A 20,251-nucleotide genomic window follows, 5' to 3' on the forward strand; every position below is an offset into this window, starting at 1 on the left:
GGCAATAATCCCTTTGCGATAAGCCGCTTGCCTGCCAGGCTTCTATATGGTTTTGTTTGTACAGCGCTAACACCATCAATTATCCTCTTGAAATAAGTATGGGGATAATAATGGACTAGATTATCTATGGTTAGATGGTCGTGCTGAACGCTTACGATTCCTGCAACTGATAGCCCAGTCAATCCGACGCGCGGCCCACCGTTCATTTACCCATCCGGCCAATGCAGCAGTACGACAATAGCCAATAAATGCCCAGGATACCAGGCTCGCCAGATAAAACGCGGCATCCTGAAACTAACCTGCGGTACTCGGTTAGCGGCACCTGCAGCCATCAACAGCACAAAAAAGCATGTCGCCACGGTAAAAAACTTGGCCATAATCGAGCTATTCAACAGTACCGCATTAATCAGTAGAGGCAGGGCAGCACTTACCGCAGTAAGCTGCTTGATCAGGGTGTCGGCTGGCTGATTCAGGACGTGCAGCGCGAACATAAAAAAGGGAATCATTAGAAGCCCGCCATGACCATACTCTACCCATTGGCCGACGAACAGCCAGGCAAAGAGTGTTGTCGCAATCGACAGCCATATAATGAAAAAATAGCTCAGCCCCCCGGGATTTGAACGATGAGCCAAGCTGCGCAGCCATGTTCCCCAACACAACCCTAACACGAGGGTGAAACAGATATTCAGTTTAAAATCATCACGTGTCATGGCCATGTAGGGAAGCTGGGCGATCAGCCCGATCAACAGAATGCGCAGAGCATAGCGTGTTGGGTTATGGGTATTGAAAAGTCCATGCCAGGCAACCATAGCAGCGAATAGCGGAAAGGCAATGCGACCGATCGATGAGCTGACCCAGCCGACGTCCCAGCTCCCGGGAAGCAGGTAGCGTACTACATGATCCATGGTCATGGTGATCAATGCAAGCCACTGACCCCAGGTCGTCCAAGCTGAGGAAGGGCGGGAAGTTGGGTGGGTGGCTGAAAGGGGAGAAATCAATGGTATCGGTAACTCCAATCATGCATTGAAAACAGCTTCACCATAACGGCAACAGCCTTGGTAGCATGGGCATATAAACGTCCTATTTTAAGAGTAACAAGAACTAAAAATCCAACATGCTGCCCAAATAAGTAGCTGATTAGCAAAAAAATCCGCCTTTCTTAGCTTAATCAGAATAATAATATATATGTATTGACTCATTATTCTCGGCCACTATTCTTGGTTCTTTCTTTCTAAGTTAGCGATAGCGGCCCGCCAGACCATCCCAACAATCTGATGTTGATTTCGTTCTTTTTCACCATAAGAAAGCTTTAGCGGCGTTTATATTTGTCTATAGCGATAGATAACTGGCCATATAATCGTTATTATATTCATATGATTGTAATTTCCGAGAGGGTTCCAGAAACATGTCCAATTTTATAAAAAGGTTATTTTCTGTAAACTCAGATGAACAAAAAGTGCTTGATGCGATTAAGGAATCTGGTCTCAAGTCTATGCGAGTTATCGGACGAGGTACTTTAGTTGTCGATGCAAAAGAAGTCACCAGTACTGATAAATTTAAAGTTTATGCGAGGGAAGCAAAAAAAATTGTTGAGCAAAGCAGCTAGCCAAAATATTAGATTAACGTGCTCGCTTTCTTAATTCTTCCCGTACTTGTCAGTGGCTTCATCGTTTGTAATTACAACCCCAATTTTTATTATAAGATTCACCGCTACCAAGGGCAGTATTTGTATTTTATTAGCGCTTGTCTTGGTGTAGCTTCTCTATTGGCGTTTTCAGTAATCGCCTTTATCGCACATAAGTTTTTCCCATCAACAATTTACATCTTTAACTGGGAAATTACGATAAGCATTGCCATCTTACTTGAGTCTCTAATACTCGAAGTACAGGATGAAAAAGCCAAAGCTAATTTAATTGCTTTTGCATGGATTGTCGTCATCTCATTAGGCACTATTTTAATCGCATACTTCTGGTCTGTCTGCTCGAGGGCAAGGCTACATATCAAAGCAGGCACGCTCGAAAAATCCAAGATACTGCTTATGTCCAAGGTTTTAAGTGATAATCCTATGGATAAGCTATTTTTTGAATCTTATCTATACTCTCGGCCGCTCCTGTTGTCACTCAACTCAAGAAAAGTTTATGTAGGTACAATCAATTCTCTAGGTGAATTAAATGAAAGTAGCGGAATGGATCAAGAAATTTCATTAATCCCCATAATGAGTGGATATCGCAATGAAGATACGCTTGAGGTCCATTTCACCACATACTATGAAGTTATAGCTACCGATTTAAATATTGTAATTCGGCAGGATCAGATACTTTCAGCATCTTGGTTTGATTTTGATATTTATAAAAAATTAAATCCAAGAAAAATATCATCAATTTCTTCTATATGGACAACACTATGCGATAAGAAAGGTTAGTGTTTGCTCTCTTCCATGTATACGTGAAAGATTCAACCTGAGCTGCAATTCTCAAAAGAGAAACAAGTGACATATCAAAAATGTGTAAGGATGGCCGATAGATCAAATCATTTATTGATATTTTTATCGAGGGAATGGGGGGATTGTTTGAATAATTAAAAGATATCTCCATGAATTCTTGAATATAAAGGTGAATACAACCAAGAGTTTTCTTACTCGTTAAAAATTGCCATATAGGAAGAAAACATAAACATACGGTTTCGGCTCTGCCCTGTCATTTCTTTTAATATTCCATGTTTGCACATATCAGCAACGAGATCGTTTGCAGCTTTATAACTTAAATTACAAATTTTCTGCGCCTGCTCAACATCTGTAGTTGGGTGCTTGAACAATGCATTTAACAAAATTTGTGCATTGGCGCTCCTTCGCCCAAATTTAGTTCGCAAACTCTGCTCTATCTCAGCTTTCAATCCAAGAATATTGGATAAAGTATTTACTGCTAGTGTCGCTGTTTGCTCGATACCCACTAAAAAATATTTAAGCCATTGCAGCATGTTATTTTTTTCTCGCACCAACATCAAATTGTCATAATATCGGCTTTTATTTTTCTCAAAATAGCTCGAAAGATAAAGTAGTGGCTTTTCTAGCATGCCCTCACTCACCAAAAAGAGCGTAATAAGTAAGCGTCCGATGCGTCCATTACCATCCAAGAACGGATGGATTGTCTCAAATTGGTAATGAGCAATAGCTATACGAATTAATGCAGGTACATGAATATCGTGATTATGCAAAAAATTTTCAAGATCACCCATAAGATCATTCACATATTGGTGATGAAGTGGTATGAATGTTGCATCTGCCAGGCTGTTACCCCCTATCCAATTTTGACTGGTACGAAATTCACCGGGTAGTTTATGTTCACCACGCACACTATCCAGCAAAATAGCATGCGTTTTCTTCAATAATCTTGATGATAGCGGTAAAGATTCTAATTCGTTGATAGCCTGATTGAGTGCTGCGATGTAATTTTGCACTTCACGCCAATCGTTACGATGCTCCGGCGAAACGTCCGCTTCTTGTAAGACTGCCTCCTGCATATTAGTTTGTGTACCTTCTATACGACTAGAAACAACTGCTTCTTTCGTGACATGCAATTGAATAAATAAATCAATATTGGGTACCAAGCGGGCAAATGAATTGAGCTCGCCTAACTTGACAGCAGCTCTTTCAAGTAGGCTGTTAATATGCGAAGCTTGCCACACCCACTCGTCGTTTATTTTTGATGGTAGAAAATAACGATATTCGTAACTTTTTTCATAGTGCCCTGCACTATATTGCTCAAGCTGAATTGTCATAGACTTATAAAAATTAAAGTAACATACCAATCTTCTTATTTTACTTTAATCATTAAAAGTAAAATACAATAAAAGTTATTTTACTTTACGCATATTTATGATACTTGATGAGGATTGGAGCAAGAGTAATAAGATGCCCCAAGAAAATTAGTGTATTGTTCTCGAAGTCACTATTTTTGAATGGTGCTGCGATATTACGGGATAACGTACATTCGGAATTTCTAACAGGCGCTGGCCTGCTAAACAGAGTGGTCTTAACATAGTCAGGAGTGGGCACTCATTTGTCTTTGTTATAGACTTGGCTCCCACCTTGTGTTGTCTGGTCTTCACCGGAATCATTTTCCCCGGGAGAGAGTAGTAATCTGCCAATTATTTCATCAGCTTGTAGAGGTTAATACTCCATAAAAGAGCAACATTAATTTGCTCTAGTTCACAATCCACGGCAGATTTCTCATGGAAGATCTTTCCGCCACCAATGGATGTGCATCAATCGGTTTCAAAAGCTGACGCAATTTTAGTTCAATATCTGCAGGGTTAATCGCTCGTGGCCGTAATTTTGAATGCTTTGCTGGCTGTTCAAGATGTAAAACAATGCGTACTTTACGAGAAGCTATCACCTTATTGGCTATTTGTTTTTCCTTCTCATCACTTGCATTTAGTTTTGCGGGTAGCATCGCAGCCAACGTATCAAAAACTTTATCTGCGATTTCCCTGGACAGCTCGGATGGTTTTGTGCGCGGGTATTGCTGATAATCTTTTACTTCGATTAACCAAGCTGTTTTATCTGAGTCAATTGCCAACAGATCCAATGACTTAATACCATCGCGCATTCGTATAAATTGATTTCGATAGAAAGACCATTCGTCGTATTTGTCGACATGCCACTCATCTGGAAAATCAAAACTTAGACCATCTATATTAAAGCACTGCATAAATTAGCTAGTATTCATAAGAAAGCGGTCAGATTGCTCTAACTCCTCATCAAGTACGGCTATCTCACCAATATCATCAACATTAGCGCCTTGATCGACCACAATCCCATCCTCCGTTGCATGAAGCCCAAAAAATCTTGCGCTAACATTTTTACGACTCTTTTCTGCGAGCAGTATTTCTAGCTCGCGGAGAAGAAAAAGACTATGCGTCGCAACAAAGACCTGTATACCCACAACGCTCAGATCCAATATGCTTTTGGCAACCCGTTTTATGAGTCGAGGATTCAGATTAGCCTCAGGCTCATCCCAAAACAGGTATCCTTTATCTAACAATGCACCCGTTGCTATCAAACGAGCGAGCATTCCAAGCTTACGCAAACCTTCCGCTACCAATGGAATTTCCATTCGTCCATTAGCGTTTTTTAAATAAAAACGACCATTCTTGTCGAGCTCTATTAAGCCACCCATAGCCGCCTCTAAAGGCTCCAAAAGTTCCCGTATTTGCTTTTCTCTTGGCCCTTTCTGTAACAAAGTTCCTAGCAAAAGACAGGTATCTCTCCATGTTTCTTCAAAATCGAGGTAATGGCTCTCATATACCGAAACAAAATTTGGAAAAATTGTCAGCAATTCACGAGTCGGGAGATATACAGGTGGAACATCTAGCCAGTTTGTCGGTAACTTTTCGATACTTACCTCAGATTTGCTGTTAGTGGCGAACCCAAACGCAATGTTCCAGTTACTTTGTTCAAAAATCAGGGTAATATCACAGCGCTCACGCCCTTGCTTCCTTCGCGCCAAACGGCCAAGAGCCTCCGGTCGGAACACATTGACAAGCTTATCGGCAAGTCGAGTCTGATAAACGGATTTTGTGGGTGAAGTTGCATGTGGCTTCCGTCCTTCTTCTGCACTGGTCGCCAAAACTGAATATGCTAGTTTGAGTAAATGTGTTTTTCCAGTACCGTTTTCTCCAACAATCACATTCAAATTACGACCGAACTCGAGATCAGATTTGGAGAAAACAGTAAAATTTTTTATGATCATTCGCTGCAACATTGTTTCCCTTCCTCACCAATCTTGAATCGTCCCGTACGCCAAATCAACTTCAAATATTGGTTAGTTCATTAGGCACTTACTAATCAATCAAACACTATTCAGATATGAAAATACGGTGCTCTAGAAACGAAGTGAACGCCCGACCCACCCCTTAGAGACACCTCCCTCATCAGGAAGCTCGTCAGTAACATGTTAAAAGATAACATGTTTTTCTGTGGCTCGCGCTATCTTTTTTATAAAAAATAACCTCAACTGTACCGAAATTGTACCGATAGATATTCAACATAAATGAGAAAGGACTATTAAATAGTGATTTTTAGCATCACATTTGCTGTTTCCTTGTTCCCATAAGAAAAGCTAGCTAGTTTAGCTATTTAAATAAGAATAACCTGACGAATGAAATGGAGATCGAATTGGCAAGGATTAAATTTATTGTAAATTTCTATAAATGATAGCCAGGATTCTGATGAGATCAATCTCTCAGCAATAAATTAATATAGGAGATATTAAAATGCTATTTACAACTTGGAAAGAGCGAGGAATTCTCTTCGCAATAGCAGTAGTAACTTGCTTAATAGAAATAATTACCGGTGTAGATGTTTTCTTGTGGTTATTTAAATAACAAGTTTGATACTTATCCGGAGATTAAAATGCAAGCTATACAAACTAAATTCTTAGGCTTTACCAATAGCAGAGGGGTTAGTAGTATCGATTGATTATACTTTCCTATTTCAGGCCATCTGTCACTTTCACGAGTCTTTGCTTTGGTTTATTTGTTCGCATTATCAATGCAGCCAAGCTGAACTGGTCAAGAGCTACGGTTCATTAGCTGCTATCTCTAGTATTTCGGCTGCAGATTTTAAATCCTTCTAAATACTTGTAAAGCAATAATATCTTAGGAAGGGGGAGAGGGGGTAGCGTACCCCTACCTAACCTCTATTGCAATCAGCCCTGAAATTTTCTATAAAAAAATCAGAATGTTATAAATCTCCTGACTAATCTCAGAAAACCTAGTTCTCTGAATTAACCCTAAACAGCTAAAGTTATCAGGTTCAAATATCGTTATTAATAGAGTCACATGCTGTAATACATTGAAGGAATACAAAAGAATTTCTGACTCTTTGAGTTTAAAGGTAGACAAAAGTGGCTTTGTTGTGAGGTATACATCATTCCACCCCTTGATGCTGAACGGCGCTGCCGTTTTTCATCATTACTTTAGATCTACTCTTGAGGATTTTCATGACAATTGAATTGACAGTCAGAATACACCCTGAAGTAGTAAAGTTAGCTGTGAAAATAGCTATCCTCTTACTAATTTAGGAAGTGGGCAAAGGGGGCAAGACTCTGCCCCCAATGTTTTTCTGCGATTCAATAGGTAACAAAGTGCTATTGCCTGATAGATTTTCTGATGTGCTATATAAATTTGCCACAAGGCAAGGCATAGTATCCCATGGAAACCATTCGTGTATATATATAATATTCAATTAGTTAGTTTGGATCATACTGACTAATGAAAGTCTCGGGGTAGAAATTGGTTGCTGAGAAAAAATTAATAATGATAAGTCACTTGATAAAAAAATTACTGTTTACTCTATCACTGGTTTTCATAAGCTATAGTGCAGTTGCTGAGTGGACGCATGTATCTGACAATTTCAATAATTATAGTGCTAAAAGTGTCTCTGAATTTTCAAAGATGTTTGATGAGACATATGTTGATTATGCCACTATTCAGAAAGAGGGGAACATGGTCAAAATGTGGAGTTTGACGAACTTTGGGAATGAGCGAGAACTCTCTCCAGGAATTAAGTTTTTATCAACGAAATCACTGGAAGAGTTTGATTGCAAGGAAGAGCTAGTAAGATATCTTCACGTATCAGCCTATAGTAAAAATATGGGTGGTGGGGAGCCAGTTTATATCGAAGATACTCCTTCGCTTAAATGGAACCAAGTGCCACCTAAGTCAGTTATAAAAGGTCTATGGGAAATTGCTTGCGGTCAAACAGAAGAAGATAAGATTAAGAGTGAAAAGTCAAAAATAGATTTTATGTTATATAAAGGCATGCTGAAATTTACTTTAGATCCTGATGTCCCTCCTCCTCAGGAAGAATGGATTGAAATTCAACCATTCCACAAATCAAAATTTGAGAAATATTATTTTCATCCAGTTATCTATAAAAAAAATAGTCAATTAATACAAGTATGGAAATTAGTAAGTTCTGCACCTACAGGAACATGGTACGCTGAGAATGGTTCTTCAACGCTAATGAAGAGTGAATATGATTGTAAAAATGAGCGCTATAGGAGTCTTTATATGTCCTATAACAAATCTGTGTGGCAACTAGTGAATGATAGACCTAGTGATATTTGGTCGCCTGTTAAATCGGGTTTATTTGAAGATTATTTAATTGACATTGTTTGTGATAAGAGAGGTTAGTTAAACCTCTATTTTTTTGCTAAAGGCTAATATAAATGAAAGTTGTGGGAGTTTGACCCTTTTATTTATTTTTCTTACTTTGATTTAATCCACATATTTGAAAAAGAGAAAATCCTAAAGTAGTGACAAATGTGTAAGCATTCTCAATTATTACTGGCTCTCTTATGCGCCCTGTTGTTTGCCTGCAATAGCACTTCCAAACTAGCACATAAGGAATATGTCCCTTATAAAAGCGATGTATCCTGGCAGTGCCCAGAATTCAGACAATCTTTTTACTATCAAAATTACCTACTTAATTCATCCCCAAAAGTGATGGAAATATTAGAAGAAACTTACTCTAAATATACATGCGAAGAATGGGAAGAATATAACGCAGAAATTGAAAGAAAAGTTATGGCAAGACAGGCAGAGTTGGAGGCAGAAATCAAAGCTAAGAGAAAACTATTGAAACCCTATAACGGGGATGTAATTCAGTGTCGTAAAAATTACGATTCAAGCCTTACATGTGATGATTATCCATTTTATTCCACATATAAACCCAGCATACCTTAAAGTTATTGGGGTCTGACCGCTGTGGACCGCCAAGTCAAAAGCGAGCATGACAACCCAAGTATTGGCCTTTTGCTGTGCAAGAGCAAAAACAAGGTAGTGGCCGAATATGCCTTGGGCGATAAGAGCCAGCCCATGGGCATTGCCGAATACAAACTGCTCGACTCTCTGCCTGCCGAACTACAAACCAGTCTGCCCAGTATCGAGCAAATTGAACAAGAGTTGGCAGGTGGCGATGATTTTGCTCAGGAGGATGAAGAGACATGAGCGAATACATCAAAGTCGAACAACTTTTTTGCGGCAGTCGGACACAATATCCCTGCGGATGATCCAAGCAGGTAGAAAGCAAAGCATTGGATTTACATGCTATCAATGCTATCATTCCGTGAATGTGGAAATTTCGATGAGGTAAGCAACGATGGCTAATTTGATCGTGCGCAATGTGGACGATGAAATCGCTAATGCGCTGAAAATGCGGGCGAGCCGCCACGGCATCAGCGCCGAAGCCGAACACCGGCGGATTTTGGAACAGGCGCTGAGGCGCCCGAAAAAACGCTCTTTTCTCGAGGTGTTAAGCCAGATCCCCGAGGTGGGCACCGATGAAGACTTTGCCCGGGTACAGGATCAACAGGCTCCAAACCCGTTTGACTGATGTACTTGCTGGACACCAACATCATCAGTGAGCTGCGTAAAAAGGAGCGGGCCAACGCCGGCCTCAGTCGCTTTGTTCGCCAACTCGCCGACCAGGAGGCGCAAACCTATATCAGCGTGGTGACCGTCGGCGAGCTGCGCCGCGGCGTTGATTTAATCCGGCACCGGGGCGACCTCGTTCAGGCCGGGGCGCTGGAGACCTGGTTACAGAATCTACTGGATGACTATGCGGACAATATTCTGGATTTTGGCAAAGAGGAGGCGCAGATCTGGGGTCGTTTGCGCGTACCGCATCCGGAGAATGCACTGGATAAACAGATTGCCGCGACCGCGCTGAGCTACGGTTTCACCCTGGTCACGCGAAATGTGCGGGATTTTGTTCAGACCGGCGTTAGCCTGCTCAATCCGTTCGAGTCATCCAATGTCTGAGTACACCGAAGTCGAACAGCCCTTTCTGCACCAGTTGCAAGACTTGGGCTGGGAGATCATCGACCAAGGGCCGGAGATTCCGTCCGACCCGACGAAAAGCTTGCGCCTGAATTTCCGCCAGTGGCTATTGCCCGAGGCGTTTGCAAAGTCGGTCGCGGCGTTGAATATCACCGCCGACGGCAAGCCGTGGCTGACCGATAAACAATTGCAGGATTTGCAGGACCAGATTCTGCGCCAGCCGAACCGCACGTTGCTCGAAGCGAACGAGGCGATTCAGAAACTGCTGTTCAAGGCGCAGGTGGATGTGAACGAACTCACCGGCGAGCAGGACCCGGTGGTCAAACTGATCGACTTCGCCAACCCGGAAAACAATCACTTTCTCGCGATCAACCAGTTCCGCATCGATACGCCGGGCTGCGTGAAGCAATTCATCATTCCCGACATCGCGCTGTTCGTGAACGGCATTCCGCTGATCGTGGTGGAATGCAAGAAGGGCGGGCCAACTTGTGCCAATCCGATGGCGGAGGCCTTCGAGCAGTTGCAGCGCTATATGAACCGGCGCAAGGAAACCCATCAGCAGGGACTCAAGGAAGGCGAACCGCGCCTGTTCCACAGCAATCTGCTGTTAATTCGTAGCAGCGGCGTCGAGACCGATTACGGTACGATCACGTCCGGCGAAGAGCATTTTTATCCCTGGAAAACCCAATGGCCGCAGGCGAATAGTGCCGCTGAAGGAATGAACCAACAGCAGCAACTGGTCAACGGCATGCCGAACAAGACCAATCTGCTCAGCATGCTGCGCACGTGCAGCGTGTTCATGGATACCGACGGCGGCCCGCGCATCAAGGTGGTGTGCCGTTACCAGTAATTCCGCGCCGCGAACAAAATCATCGAACGGCTGCGCAACGGCCAAACTGCCGAGGAAAAAAGCGGCGTGGTCTGGCACACGCAAGGTTCCGGCAAAAGCCTGACCATGGTGTTTGTCGCGCGTATGCTGCGCGCCTCGGGCGATCTGAACGATTACAAGATTCTGCTGATCAACGACCGGGTGGATTTGGAAGACCAACTCGCCGAAACCGCCACACTGATTGGCGGCCGGGTGCATGTGATCGAAAGCCGCAAGAGACTGCGCGAACAACTGGCGACGGACAGCTCCGACATCAACATGGTGATGGTGCACAAGTTCCAGTTGCACGACCAAAGCCTGCCGTTAAAAGTCGCCGAAGCCCTGGGTACCCATCAGACCATCCCTTCCAGTCAGACTTTTGGCGTCATCAATCACTCCTCGCGCATCGTGCTGATGATCGACGAGGCACACCGCACGCAAAGCTCGGATCTGGGTGATAACATCTTTGAAGCCTTCCCGAATGCGGCGCGCATCGCTTTTACCGGCACGCCACTGATTACCGAGCGCCATGGCGAAAAGAAAACCGTGAAGCGCTTCGGCGATTACATCGATACCTATCGGTTGATGGATGCGGTCGAAGACGGCACCACCTTGCAGATTCTGTATGAAGGCCGCACCGCCGATGCGGCGCCGAACGACAAGTACGGTTTTGAAACCTGTTTTGAAAACCTGTTCAAGGACCGCAGCGAAGAAGAGCTGCTGGCGATCAAGAAAAAATACGGCGCCACCTGCGATCTCTTGGAAGCCGAACAGCGCATTGCCGCCATCGCCAAGGATATGGTGCAGCATTATCTGGAACATATCTTCCCGAACGGCTTCAAAGTGCAGGTGGTATGCCATTCGAAACTGGCGGCGGTGCATTACCAGAAAGCCATTCATCAGGCGCTGACCGATCATGCTGCACGGTTGGAAGCCGAACCGGAACCAAATTACGAGCTGATCAAAAAAGTGCGCTTCCTGAAAGCGACCGTGGTGATTTCCAGTGACGGCAACAATGAGGCGGCTTATATTACCGAGGCACGAAAGCAGGCCAAAGCCTGGAATGCGGTGGATAATTTCTGCAAACCGTTCGACTTTGACGATCCGGACAAATCCAATTCTGGCATTGCCTTTCTGGTCGTGTGCGACATGCTGCTGACCGGCTTTGATGCACCGATCGAACAGGTGATGTATCTCGACAAAAAAATCCGCGAGCACACTCTGCTGCAAACGATCGCGCGCACCAACCGGGTGAGGAAAGGGAAACAGCGCGGCTATGTCGTCGATTACATCGGCCTCACCAACAACCTGACCGATGCCTTGACTCTGTATGCCGCAGCTGATGAACAGCAGGAGCTGGCTTTAGGTCTGAAAAGCATTACGTCGGAAGTACCGGTGCTGGAAGAGCGTTATCAGCGTTTGTTACAACTGTTCGCCGAGCACAAGGTGGTCAAAGTGCGCGAGTTTATCGAGGGCAAGCTGGCTAGCATCGAAGAAGATGCCGCCGTGGTACACGAGGCGGTTAAGCTGCTCAAGGATGAAAAAATTCGCGCCGACTTTGACGTCTATCTGAAGAAATTTTTGATGAGTCTGGACATCATTTTGCCGAATCAAGCCGCCCATCCGTACCGGGTGTCGGCCAAGCGTCTGGGTTATTTCATGAGTGTCGCCAAGGAGCGCTATAAGGACACCAGTCTGGATCTGGGCGATGCCGGGCAGAAAGTGCGCGACCTGATCAACGAGCATCTGATCAGCTTGGGCATCAATCCCAAGGTGCCGCCGGTAGAATTGCTGTCTGAGGACTTTATCGCCAATCTGAACAAACACGCAGCCGGCAATGCTGAAGCCAAAGCCAGCGAAATGGAGCATGCGATTCGCAAGCACTGTACTGTGCATCATGATGAAGACCCGGCGTTTTATAAAAGCCTGGCGGAGAAAGTCGAAAAACTGATTGATCAGTATCAGGATCAATGGGATAAGCTGGCCGAGGAGCTAGAGAATCTCCGTACCGTAGCGATCGAGGGTCGCAAGCAGGGCGAGGAAGGTATGAGCAGGGAAGCGACTACCTTTTACGAACACGTCGTTAATGAAGCCTTTGCCAACGGAGCAGCACCCACTGACGTCAAGCCCAAAATGAAGGTGCTGATGGAGGCCATTGTTGAAACTTTGCAACACAGCATTGGCAGCATTGATTTCTGGCACAATAGCGACAAGCAAAAGAAAACCCGCAGCGAAATCAAAACCGCGCTGACCTTGACCGGTATTACCGAACTCAAAAAAAACCGTGAACGCATTGCGATCGAAATTATGAAACTGGCGAAGAATCGTCACGACGAATTGCTGAAAGGCACAGTGGGAGTGAACAAAGCATGAATGTGCGCCGTGTCAGAGACATCGAATACCAATTGCTACCCGGCAGCCCGCGCAAAACCACCGATATCGTCATTGAACGTAACGGGGTGGTGGCCGTGCGTCCACCTGCGGGTTATACCCCGGAACAGGTGGATGCGGTGGTAGAAAGCAAACGCTTATGGATTTATCGTAATCTGGCCGAATGGAAAGATCTGAATGCGAGCGCCGTAGTGCGTGAATGGGTCAACGGCGAAACTTTTTTATACTTGGGACGCGCTTATCGGTTGTCGTTAGTATCTGATCAGGATTTTGCCTTGCAACTAAAAGAAGGCCGATTCTGCCTAAGTCGATCTGTGATCGAACAGGGTGGCACCAAGGTGGCCAAACAGGCATTTGAATCTTATTTCATCGACAAAGGCATGCAGCGTTTCAAAGAACGGGTTACCTACTTCGCGCCGAAGGTGAGCGTCATTGTCGCAAACATTAAAGTAAAAGAGATGGGTTATCGCTGGGCCAGCTGCGGCAAAAGTGGCCAGCTTAATTTTCACTGGAAATGCATGATGGCGCCGTTGCGCATCATCGATTATATCGTAGTGCATGAGCTGTGCCATTTTCATCACCGAGACCACACTGATGCGTTCTGGAATGAAGTGGACAAGGTGATGCCGGACTATCGTGAGCGTAAGGAATGGCTGCGAAAACACGGGGCAAGCTTGGCGGTATAGGTGTTAACTATATCTTTATGAAAGTTATACTAACTATACTGCGACCGGTCGCTGTTGCAGGAAATTAGACTCCCAAACTCGTATCTGTTAACAAGATTTCATGGTTAAAGCATCACTTGATGCTGGTGTTCGTGGATGACTACGCTCGGATAAGCTTCTGTATTTGTATTATTTTTGAATTATGTATGCTCCAAGATCTTCAGTCAGAGAATAAAAGATTGGTGGAATAAAATGGTTCAGATTATTCTTCAATTTATGGGGGTGGTGAGTGCCCCGTTCTCGGCTGAATCGATATAGTGGCCAGTATTGCACGATTTCAAACATTCAACCCATTAAGTAACGAAAGTAATTAAGTTTATAGCTCAGTAGCCGCTATGTTTTTTTATTGTCAATAAAATATAACGTGAGGGGAATATGTTTTTTGAATATGATTTGATTCATGATGCAATCATTAGAAACAAGCCTATCAAAAATCTATTTAATTCGACAGTTGATAGTCTTTTGGATGATTATGTTGTCAGTGACTATGTTACAACAGAACATATACCTGAAATTATATGCGACGGAAATCCTGCTAAGGAATCTGCCCGTTTTTTCTTTAAGAAATATCGATATATAGCAAAATTAGATATCAGCAACACTCTTATAAAATATGATTTTGGTAGTCAATATCAATTAATAAAAAAATTTCCTCATGAATTTTCAGTAAATTTCTTTGATACATTTATCGCAGTAGAGATTGAGCCAAATACATTGGGTACTGAATACGTTGTAATATCTCCTCAAATAAAAAACGGTAATAACAGCTTAGAACAAAGATTAGAAGGCGTTACTGCTGCAATATCAATTATTTCGATTTATTCTAGTCTCAACCCGGGTGGGCTAGTAGCTCTTCATGTAAAAATCGGCGAGTTACTAGAATATCTTAGAAGCGGACATGGTAAAAAGAAACGTTTTGGTATTTTCTAGTAGCCTTGTGAGCAAATTAGCTGATGTCTTTAGTCACGTAAAAGTGCTTTGACCATTTTTTATCTATCAATCTTAACAGTTGATGGGATAGGTATGTCCAAATTTTGATAAAAGAGATGATAGCCTCGTAACGACACCAAAGCAAAACGATCACTCAAAAAATTTTGCTTTATTTTGCTTTAATTAGCAAATGCCGATCTTTTTTCGGCTAGCTCGTGATAATTTTGCAAGAGGCTCAAGCGATTTAATTTATCTTGAATTGATAGATGGGGGAAAGGGGGAGCGTACCCCTCCCTTACCTATGGTACATTTTGTTAAGAATTTTTACCCAAGAAAATCAGAATCTTATAAAGCTTCTAGCTAACCTCAGAAACCTTGTTCCGTAAATTAATCCAGAAAATTAAAGTTACTAAGCAATTATATCGTTATTAGCAATATTGCAAACAATAAAGCGGATTAATAAAGATAATATTATTCAAATGGTTATATCAATTTTTGTATTGATTGCAAGAATTTTAGAAAACTGGATAACGAGAAAGATAATTGTGAAAAATCAATTGATTAATAAACTCCTATTTACATTATTTGCTGTTTTCATAAGCAATAGTGCGGTTGCTGAATGGACTTCGTCGGGAGTCTATGTTAGAGATGATTATAAATCCATATCTATATTATACGTTGATCATGACACAATTCGTATAAGCGGGAATAACGTAAAAATGTGGCATTTAGAGGATTTTAGCTACGCCAAAAAGATTAATGATATTAATATTTTATCTTATAAAGGTCTTAATGAATATGACTGCAAAAATGAGCAGTTCAGAGAACTATATGTTTTATTTTATAGTGGAAAAATGGGATTAGGACGAATTGTTCATACCAATGAAATTCCTACTCGTTGGAAGCCAATTGTGCCAGGAGGTATTGGAGAAACTCTTTGGAGAACAGTTTGTGGGGAGCAAGACTATAATACTTATGCGGTTTCTGCTCCACTCCCTAAGCCTCCTGATTGGAAATCTCCTAATTGGATGAAATATGGTAGTGATAGTTTAGACTACCAATATTTTTTCGACCCAACATCAATTCAAAAGGACAATCATTTCAAAAAAGTATGGTCTCTATGGTCAGGCAAATCTCATTCTCATTCCTTTGATAAACTTTATCCTATCAGACGAGTACTTTATGAATTTGATTGTCAGAGGGAAATGGTAAGAGTAGTTAGTGAAAATCCTCATTCTAATGTTAGAGGTGAAGGAAATGAACACCATCTTATATCTCGTCCTTATGGTGAAGCATGGGAATGGGGACCAGTAAAAGGTAGCGACTGGTCTGGCATTGAACGGGAATCCTATTATCAGCCCTCTGAGGATGTCGAAGTACTTTTTAACATTGTCTGTAACAAAAAGGGTTAACTAAGCCTAAGATATTATTATCAAGTAATTGAAAATAGAAAAAATTATGAATCTTGGGGTAGCGACCAATTATATTTAATGAACGTAATTTTATCGATTATTCTTTTGCTATTTGTACAAACTGCCTATGGGTATAGGCATAGCTACGATTCTGATGAGACTCATGGATTATATGAAGTTTTCATGGGATTTGGAATTCTAGTAATTATTATGTTTTGTATAGGACTCATATGGTTCATTTTGAGGATTGCCCCAGAATTGTTTCAAATTATAGTGGGTTTATTCATCAATCTTGGCTTAGTTACAATAATATTATTTTTTGCTTACCAATTTTACATAGATGATTCGTGGATTATATCTTTCTTGTTCATCCTATGGGCTGGATACGCGATTAAAAAGCTTACAGAGATATTTTAGACAATAATCGTGTACCCAGGGTCACGTGTACCCAAGGTCAGGTCGCGAATAAAGGAAAATAAGTTTATATTTCAACTCATAGCAAGACTAACCCATTTAGAATTTCTGGACTTACCTTATCATGCAACATCATGTAGACATCACTGAAAACTTCATGAAGAGAGGATAGCCGACCAAGGTTTTTAGAAATCATTGAAGCAGTTGTTGAATACAATTGGCAGTGTCATTGCATATACCGACCACTAAGGGCCCAAATCATGTGCGATGCTTCTGATGCCACTCACGATCGGCAAATCCTTGCTTGCAATTTTCACCCGACAATACTAATATTCGAACGCGCCGATTTGTTTCGATTGCGGGCGCTTTATCAAATGCAGCTAAACCGGAGAATGACAAGCCCGTTCTCTGCTTATAACAGAAACGGGTTTTTTGTTTTTAATGTCGCTGATTTACCGATACTTGCGGGCGACACATAAATACTGCTAAACGTCGCCTCAGTCCTTTCCCTGGGCTCGGCGAACGCCGGGAATAATGGGAAGGGCACTCAAGTGTATCCACTTTTTACTGTTAATAACGGTTTTCAGATCGCCCCTGTTTTTCCTTTTTTCCGGTGTTTCGGTATTCGTTTGGCGAACAGTACTTTGTGCTGTCACCAGCGCTTTTGACACAACACGGTGGACGGAAAGTAGTCTGCCGAGACATTTCAGGAGATAACCAATGCATGGACTTCGAACCATTATCAGAATCAACAACGAGACAGTTGAACCGGTACGAGACAATATTGACACCCAGGCAAAATGGATACTGTCGTTACTGAACATCCTCGACCGCAATACATTCATGACTTCAGGCAGGTTACCCGAGTCACTGCGTAAACTGGCCTCAGCCAGGGGTATCGATGTTACCCTGGCGGAAACCCGTGCACAGGAGTTGTTGCAATGCAGATTACAACGACATTAAACCGCATCAAGCGGTTTGAGGATTGCGAACCGGTTGTGCATGCATTACAGGCCAGGTTAGGTAAACACTATTCCGGTGATGAACCGATTCCGTTTTCAACCATTCTCGATATCTGCGGCTTGGCGTATGCCATATTGTGCTGCAGAGCAGAGCCGCAGCATTATAAGGTGTGGTACTACTATGCCGTCGATTGTCTCAATACCGTCAGGCATCTGATGGGTAGCCGCAGTTACGATGTCTTGGATGCCGCACGTTGCGATTATCTGGGTCTAGCGACCAAGCTACCTAAAGGTAACCTGAAAAACCGTGCATTCGGTGCTGCACATAGCGCTTACTTAACTGCCTTATGCAAACGTATGGGTCAGGTTTCTGATGATGAACTCAACAAAGCCTGTGCTCAAGAATTAGTTGCAGTTGGCGTACTGGCATTGACACAAAATAAAATCGATGTCGCTGTTGAAGCGGTCATTGAAGTGGCCGAACCCGAGAAACTGAAAGCAATAATCAAGCATTTCCGGCGTGTTGTTGATGCCGGATGGGTGCCCCTCATTCTGCAAAATGATGCGGACTGAAGAAACGGTACTCCGAATAGTCACATAATCGACTTAGATGATGATTGGCCCTCACTACGGGCTGGGTGGATTTGATCCGGATTGCGTTACCCGTCATATCGGCAAAAACCGCTAAACAGGAGAGATAAATGTATACACTACAGTCAACACTAGGTAGAAATTTTTTATTTACATCGGAATCGGTATCCGAAGGCCATCCAGATAAAATGGCCGATCAAATTTCCGATCGTATCCTCGATGCCTTTTTAACTCTCGATTCGAAAGCCAGAGTTGCCAGTGAAACTGTACTGGCCGACCAGTTCGTGCTGGTAGCCGGTGAATACAAGACGGCTGACCCATCGGTATTCCAGGCTGTGCAAAATGAGGCTGAACGTATCGTGCGGCAAACCTTGCGCGATATCGGCTACACCTGCAGGGATGACGGTATCGATCCCGTCCGGTGCACCGTCAAAATCGCATTTAATAACCAGTCAGCACATATCAGCCAAGGTGTCGACCAGGCTGACGGTACAATTGGCGCCGGTGATCAAGGGATCATGTTCGGCTATGCCTGTAACGAGACACCAGAACACATACCGTTGGCGATTAGTCTTGCCCATCAGCTGGTACGCAGGCAATCTGCATTGCGTAAAACCGGCGCATTATCCTGGCTGCGCCCGGATGCCAAAAGTCAGGTCAGTGTGCGTTATGTCGATGGTGAACCGGTAGCCGTGGAAAATGTAGTGCTGTCCACACAGCATGACCCGGCTATTAGTACCGAAGAATTGCGCAAAGCCGCGCGGGAACAGATCGTTGATACAGTCATTCCAACGGCATTGCGTAACGATCAATTCAAAGTATTGATCAACCCAACCGGGCGTTTCGAAGTCGGTGGCCCAAACGGTGATACCGGATTGACCGGCAGAAAAATAATCGTGGATACCTATGGCGGCAGCTGTCCGCATGGCGGTGGCGCATTCTCAGGCAAAGACCCGAGCAAGGTTGATCGATCAGCCGCCTATATGGCGCGCTATATCGCCAAAAATATCGTAGCGTCAGGGCTTGCTGAGAAATGTCTGGTGCAGCTTGCTTATGCAATTGGTGTTGCGCAACCGGTATCGGTAATGATCGATACCTACGGTACCGGCAAACAAGCCGATGAAGCGCTGGAATCGCTGATACGCAACAAATTTGATCTCACACCCAAAGGCATCATCGCAACGTTAAACCTGGAACGGCCTATCTATGCTCCAACTGCAGCGTATGGTCATTTCGGGCGCACCGATATCGAGCTGCCCTGGGAAGCTGTTATCGAGGGCGGTCTGGTATGAGCAAAAAATATCCGATTTTCAACCATAAAGCCAAAGGCGTTGTCGGCATGTATGTCGACGAAAAAATTGACTAAGATCATTCTATTGCCTGCATACGGTTTACAAGCCTGATGCAGGCCTGTTTGTGGTATCAGCAGGTTACGCTGCATCAAAGTGAAATTTTTTAGCCAATCCTAGAAAGTTGACCTGGTAAATAAATCCAGAAAATTAAAGTTACTAAGCAATCACATCGTTATTAGCAATTAGATTACCAATATTGCAATCAATAAATTATCTTAATAAAAATATTATTATTCAATAAGTTATATTATATTGATTGCAAGATTTTTAGACCAAATACTAGATAACGAGAAAATTGATTGTGACACATCACTTGATTAAAAAACTGCTGTTTACACTATTTGTTGTTTTCATAAGTAACAATAGCGCAGTAGCTGAATGGAATTATGTAGGAGAGACAGAAGTGTCAACTGTGTTTATAGATTCCGCTACCATCAGTAAAAAAGGAAACATGTCAAAAATGTGGGTTATGTTTGACTATAAACGCGAACAGGGGTCTCCAGAATTTAAATTTTTATCCAGAAGAGACCAGTTTGAATTCGATTGTGATGAAAAATTAGTTAGAACTCTTTTTGTTTCTGTTCATAGTGGAAAAAGTAGCCTTTTTTATCGGAAACCGTAAAAAAGATAAGCAACTCTAATTTATATCTTATTGTGCAAGAATTTCTAGCGTTGTTTACAGTATTCTGGAGAATACTGTAAATGAACATGCACAAACATATAAGACTTACTCCACGTTGTTTTGGAAGATTCAAATGATAAA

Annotated in this window: 20 protein-coding genes and 1 pseudogene; 16 read left to right on the forward strand and 5 right to left on the reverse strand. The window is 42.9% G+C overall.

All coding sequences use genetic code 11. From position 1 onward, the window contains the following. Together tnpA and C8R30_RS13345 are read right to left on the reverse strand one after the other, a co-directional pair. Positions 1 to 76 (reverse strand): IS66 family insertion sequence element accessory protein TnpA (gene tnpA, locus C8R30_RS16720; protein WP_420812376.1); only part of this gene is annotated, 76 nt, incomplete at its 3' end. Between the two features lie 130 nt (positions 77 to 206). After that, positions 207 to 998, reverse strand: a complete 792-nt coding sequence (locus C8R30_RS13345; protein ID WP_219908888.1) for a TraX family protein — start codon at positions 996 to 998, stop codon at positions 207 to 209. A 407-nt stretch (positions 999 to 1,405) separates the two neighbouring features. Here C8R30_RS13345 and C8R30_RS13350 point away from each other — a divergent pair, with 407 nt between their 5' ends. Both C8R30_RS13350 and C8R30_RS13355 read left to right on the forward strand, forming a co-directional pair. Continuing rightward, complete coding sequence (locus C8R30_RS13350) at positions 1,406 to 1,606, forward strand: hypothetical protein (RefSeq protein ID WP_090672392.1); 201 nt, start codon at positions 1,406 to 1,408, stop codon at positions 1,604 to 1,606. An 18-nt stretch (positions 1,607 to 1,624) separates the two neighbouring features. After that, entirely contained in the window at positions 1,625 to 2,422 is a 798-nt protein-coding gene (locus tag C8R30_RS13355) for a hypothetical protein (RefSeq protein WP_107790339.1), read from the forward strand. A gap of 212 nt (positions 2,423 to 2,634) precedes the next feature. Here the strand turns inward: C8R30_RS13355 and C8R30_RS13360 are convergent, their stop codons facing one another. The 3 genes from C8R30_RS13360 to C8R30_RS13370 form a co-directional block, all read right to left on the reverse strand. Next, on the reverse strand, positions 2,635 to 3,777 hold the full coding sequence (locus C8R30_RS13360) for a Fic family protein (RefSeq protein WP_107790340.1): 1,143 nt from the start codon (positions 3,775 to 3,777) through the stop codon (positions 2,635 to 2,637). A gap of 425 nt (positions 3,778 to 4,202) precedes the next feature. After that, positions 4,203 to 4,709, reverse strand: a complete 507-nt coding sequence (locus C8R30_RS13365) for a cysteine--tRNA ligase (RefSeq protein ID WP_107790341.1) — start codon at positions 4,707 to 4,709, stop codon at positions 4,203 to 4,205. A 3-nt stretch (positions 4,710 to 4,712) separates the two neighbouring features. Then, complete coding sequence (locus tag C8R30_RS13370; protein WP_107790342.1) at positions 4,713 to 5,762, reverse strand: AAA family ATPase; 1,050 nt, start codon at positions 5,760 to 5,762, stop codon at positions 4,713 to 4,715. A gap of 1,531 nt (positions 5,763 to 7,293) precedes the next feature. Here C8R30_RS13370 and C8R30_RS13375 point away from each other — a divergent pair. From C8R30_RS13375 to C8R30_RS13440, 14 genes and pseudogenes are all read left to right on the forward strand, one after another. After that, positions 7,294 to 8,196 (forward strand): surface-adhesin E family protein, encoded by a 903-nt coding sequence (locus C8R30_RS13375; protein WP_107790343.1) that lies wholly within the window; start codon positions 7,294 to 7,296, stop codon positions 8,194 to 8,196. 129 nt (positions 8,197 to 8,325) lie between these two features. Continuing rightward, positions 8,326 to 8,748, forward strand: a complete 423-nt coding sequence (locus tag C8R30_RS13380; RefSeq protein WP_107790344.1) for a hypothetical protein — start codon at positions 8,326 to 8,328, stop codon at positions 8,746 to 8,748. A gap of 21 nt (positions 8,749 to 8,769) precedes the next feature. Then, a complete protein-coding gene (locus tag C8R30_RS13385; protein ID WP_258192055.1) occupies positions 8,770 to 9,012 on the forward strand; it encodes a DUF1016 domain-containing protein in 243 nt (80 codons plus the stop codon). A 151-nt stretch (positions 9,013 to 9,163) separates the two neighbouring features. Continuing rightward, positions 9,164 to 9,397 carry a FitA-like ribbon-helix-helix domain-containing protein gene (locus C8R30_RS13390; protein WP_090672413.1) on the forward strand — a complete coding sequence of 78 codons (234 nt, stop codon included), beginning with the start codon at positions 9,164 to 9,166 and terminating at the stop codon, positions 9,395 to 9,397. Next, positions 9,397 to 9,825: a type II toxin-antitoxin system VapC family toxin gene (locus C8R30_RS13395; RefSeq protein WP_107790345.1), complete on the forward strand. Its 429-nt coding sequence runs from the start codon at positions 9,397 to 9,399 to the stop codon at positions 9,823 to 9,825. Before C8R30_RS13390 ends, C8R30_RS13395 begins: the two co-directional genes overlap by 1 nt. Continuing rightward, complete coding sequence (locus C8R30_RS16230; RefSeq protein WP_219908889.1) at positions 9,818 to 10,693, forward strand: type I restriction endonuclease; 876 nt, start codon at positions 9,818 to 9,820, stop codon at positions 10,691 to 10,693. The genes C8R30_RS13395 and C8R30_RS16230 overlap by 8 nt, the downstream gene beginning before the upstream one ends. A 12-nt stretch (positions 10,694 to 10,705) precedes the next feature. Continuing rightward, a pseudogene (locus tag C8R30_RS13400) lies at positions 10,706 to 13,084 on the forward strand (type I restriction endonuclease subunit R); the annotation flags it as partial. Next, a complete protein-coding gene (locus tag C8R30_RS13405) occupies positions 13,081 to 13,788 on the forward strand; it encodes a M48 family metallopeptidase (RefSeq protein ID WP_107790346.1) in 708 nt (235 codons plus the stop codon). The pseudogene C8R30_RS13400 and the gene C8R30_RS13405, both read left to right, overlap by 4 nt. Positions 13,789 to 14,202: 414 nt before the next feature. Continuing rightward, the gene (locus C8R30_RS13410; RefSeq protein WP_107790347.1) at positions 14,203 to 14,757 is read left to right on the forward strand and encodes a hypothetical protein; all 555 of its coding nucleotides are present in this window, start codon (positions 14,203 to 14,205) and stop codon (positions 14,755 to 14,757) included. Positions 14,758 to 15,194: 437 nt separating this feature from the next. After that, complete coding sequence (locus C8R30_RS13415) at positions 15,195 to 16,169, forward strand: surface-adhesin E family protein (RefSeq protein ID WP_107790348.1); 975 nt, start codon at positions 15,195 to 15,197, stop codon at positions 16,167 to 16,169. Positions 16,170 to 17,303: 1,134 nt separating this feature from the next. Next, entirely contained in the window at positions 17,304 to 17,546 is a 243-nt protein-coding gene (locus C8R30_RS13425; protein ID WP_090668057.1) for a hypothetical protein, read from the forward strand. Then, on the forward strand, positions 17,525 to 18,118 hold the full coding sequence (locus tag C8R30_RS13430) for a hypothetical protein (RefSeq protein WP_090668060.1): 594 nt from the start codon (positions 17,525 to 17,527) through the stop codon (positions 18,116 to 18,118). Before C8R30_RS13425 ends, C8R30_RS13430 begins: the two co-directional genes overlap by 22 nt. A gap of 128 nt (positions 18,119 to 18,246) precedes the next feature. After that, a complete protein-coding gene (metK, locus tag C8R30_RS13435) occupies positions 18,247 to 19,428 on the forward strand; it encodes a methionine adenosyltransferase (protein WP_107790350.1) in 1,182 nt (393 codons plus the stop codon). A 361-nt stretch (positions 19,429 to 19,789) separates the two neighbouring features. Further along, on the forward strand, positions 19,790 to 20,110 hold the full coding sequence (locus C8R30_RS13440) for a surface-adhesin E family protein (protein ID WP_107790351.1): 321 nt from the start codon (positions 19,790 to 19,792) through the stop codon (positions 20,108 to 20,110). Positions 20,111 to 20,251: the final 141 nt, after the last annotated feature.

The organism is Nitrosomonas nitrosa (assembly GCF_003051105.1).
GTDB classification, from domain to species: Bacteria; Pseudomonadota; Gammaproteobacteria; order Burkholderiales; family Nitrosomonadaceae; genus Nitrosomonas; species Nitrosomonas nitrosa.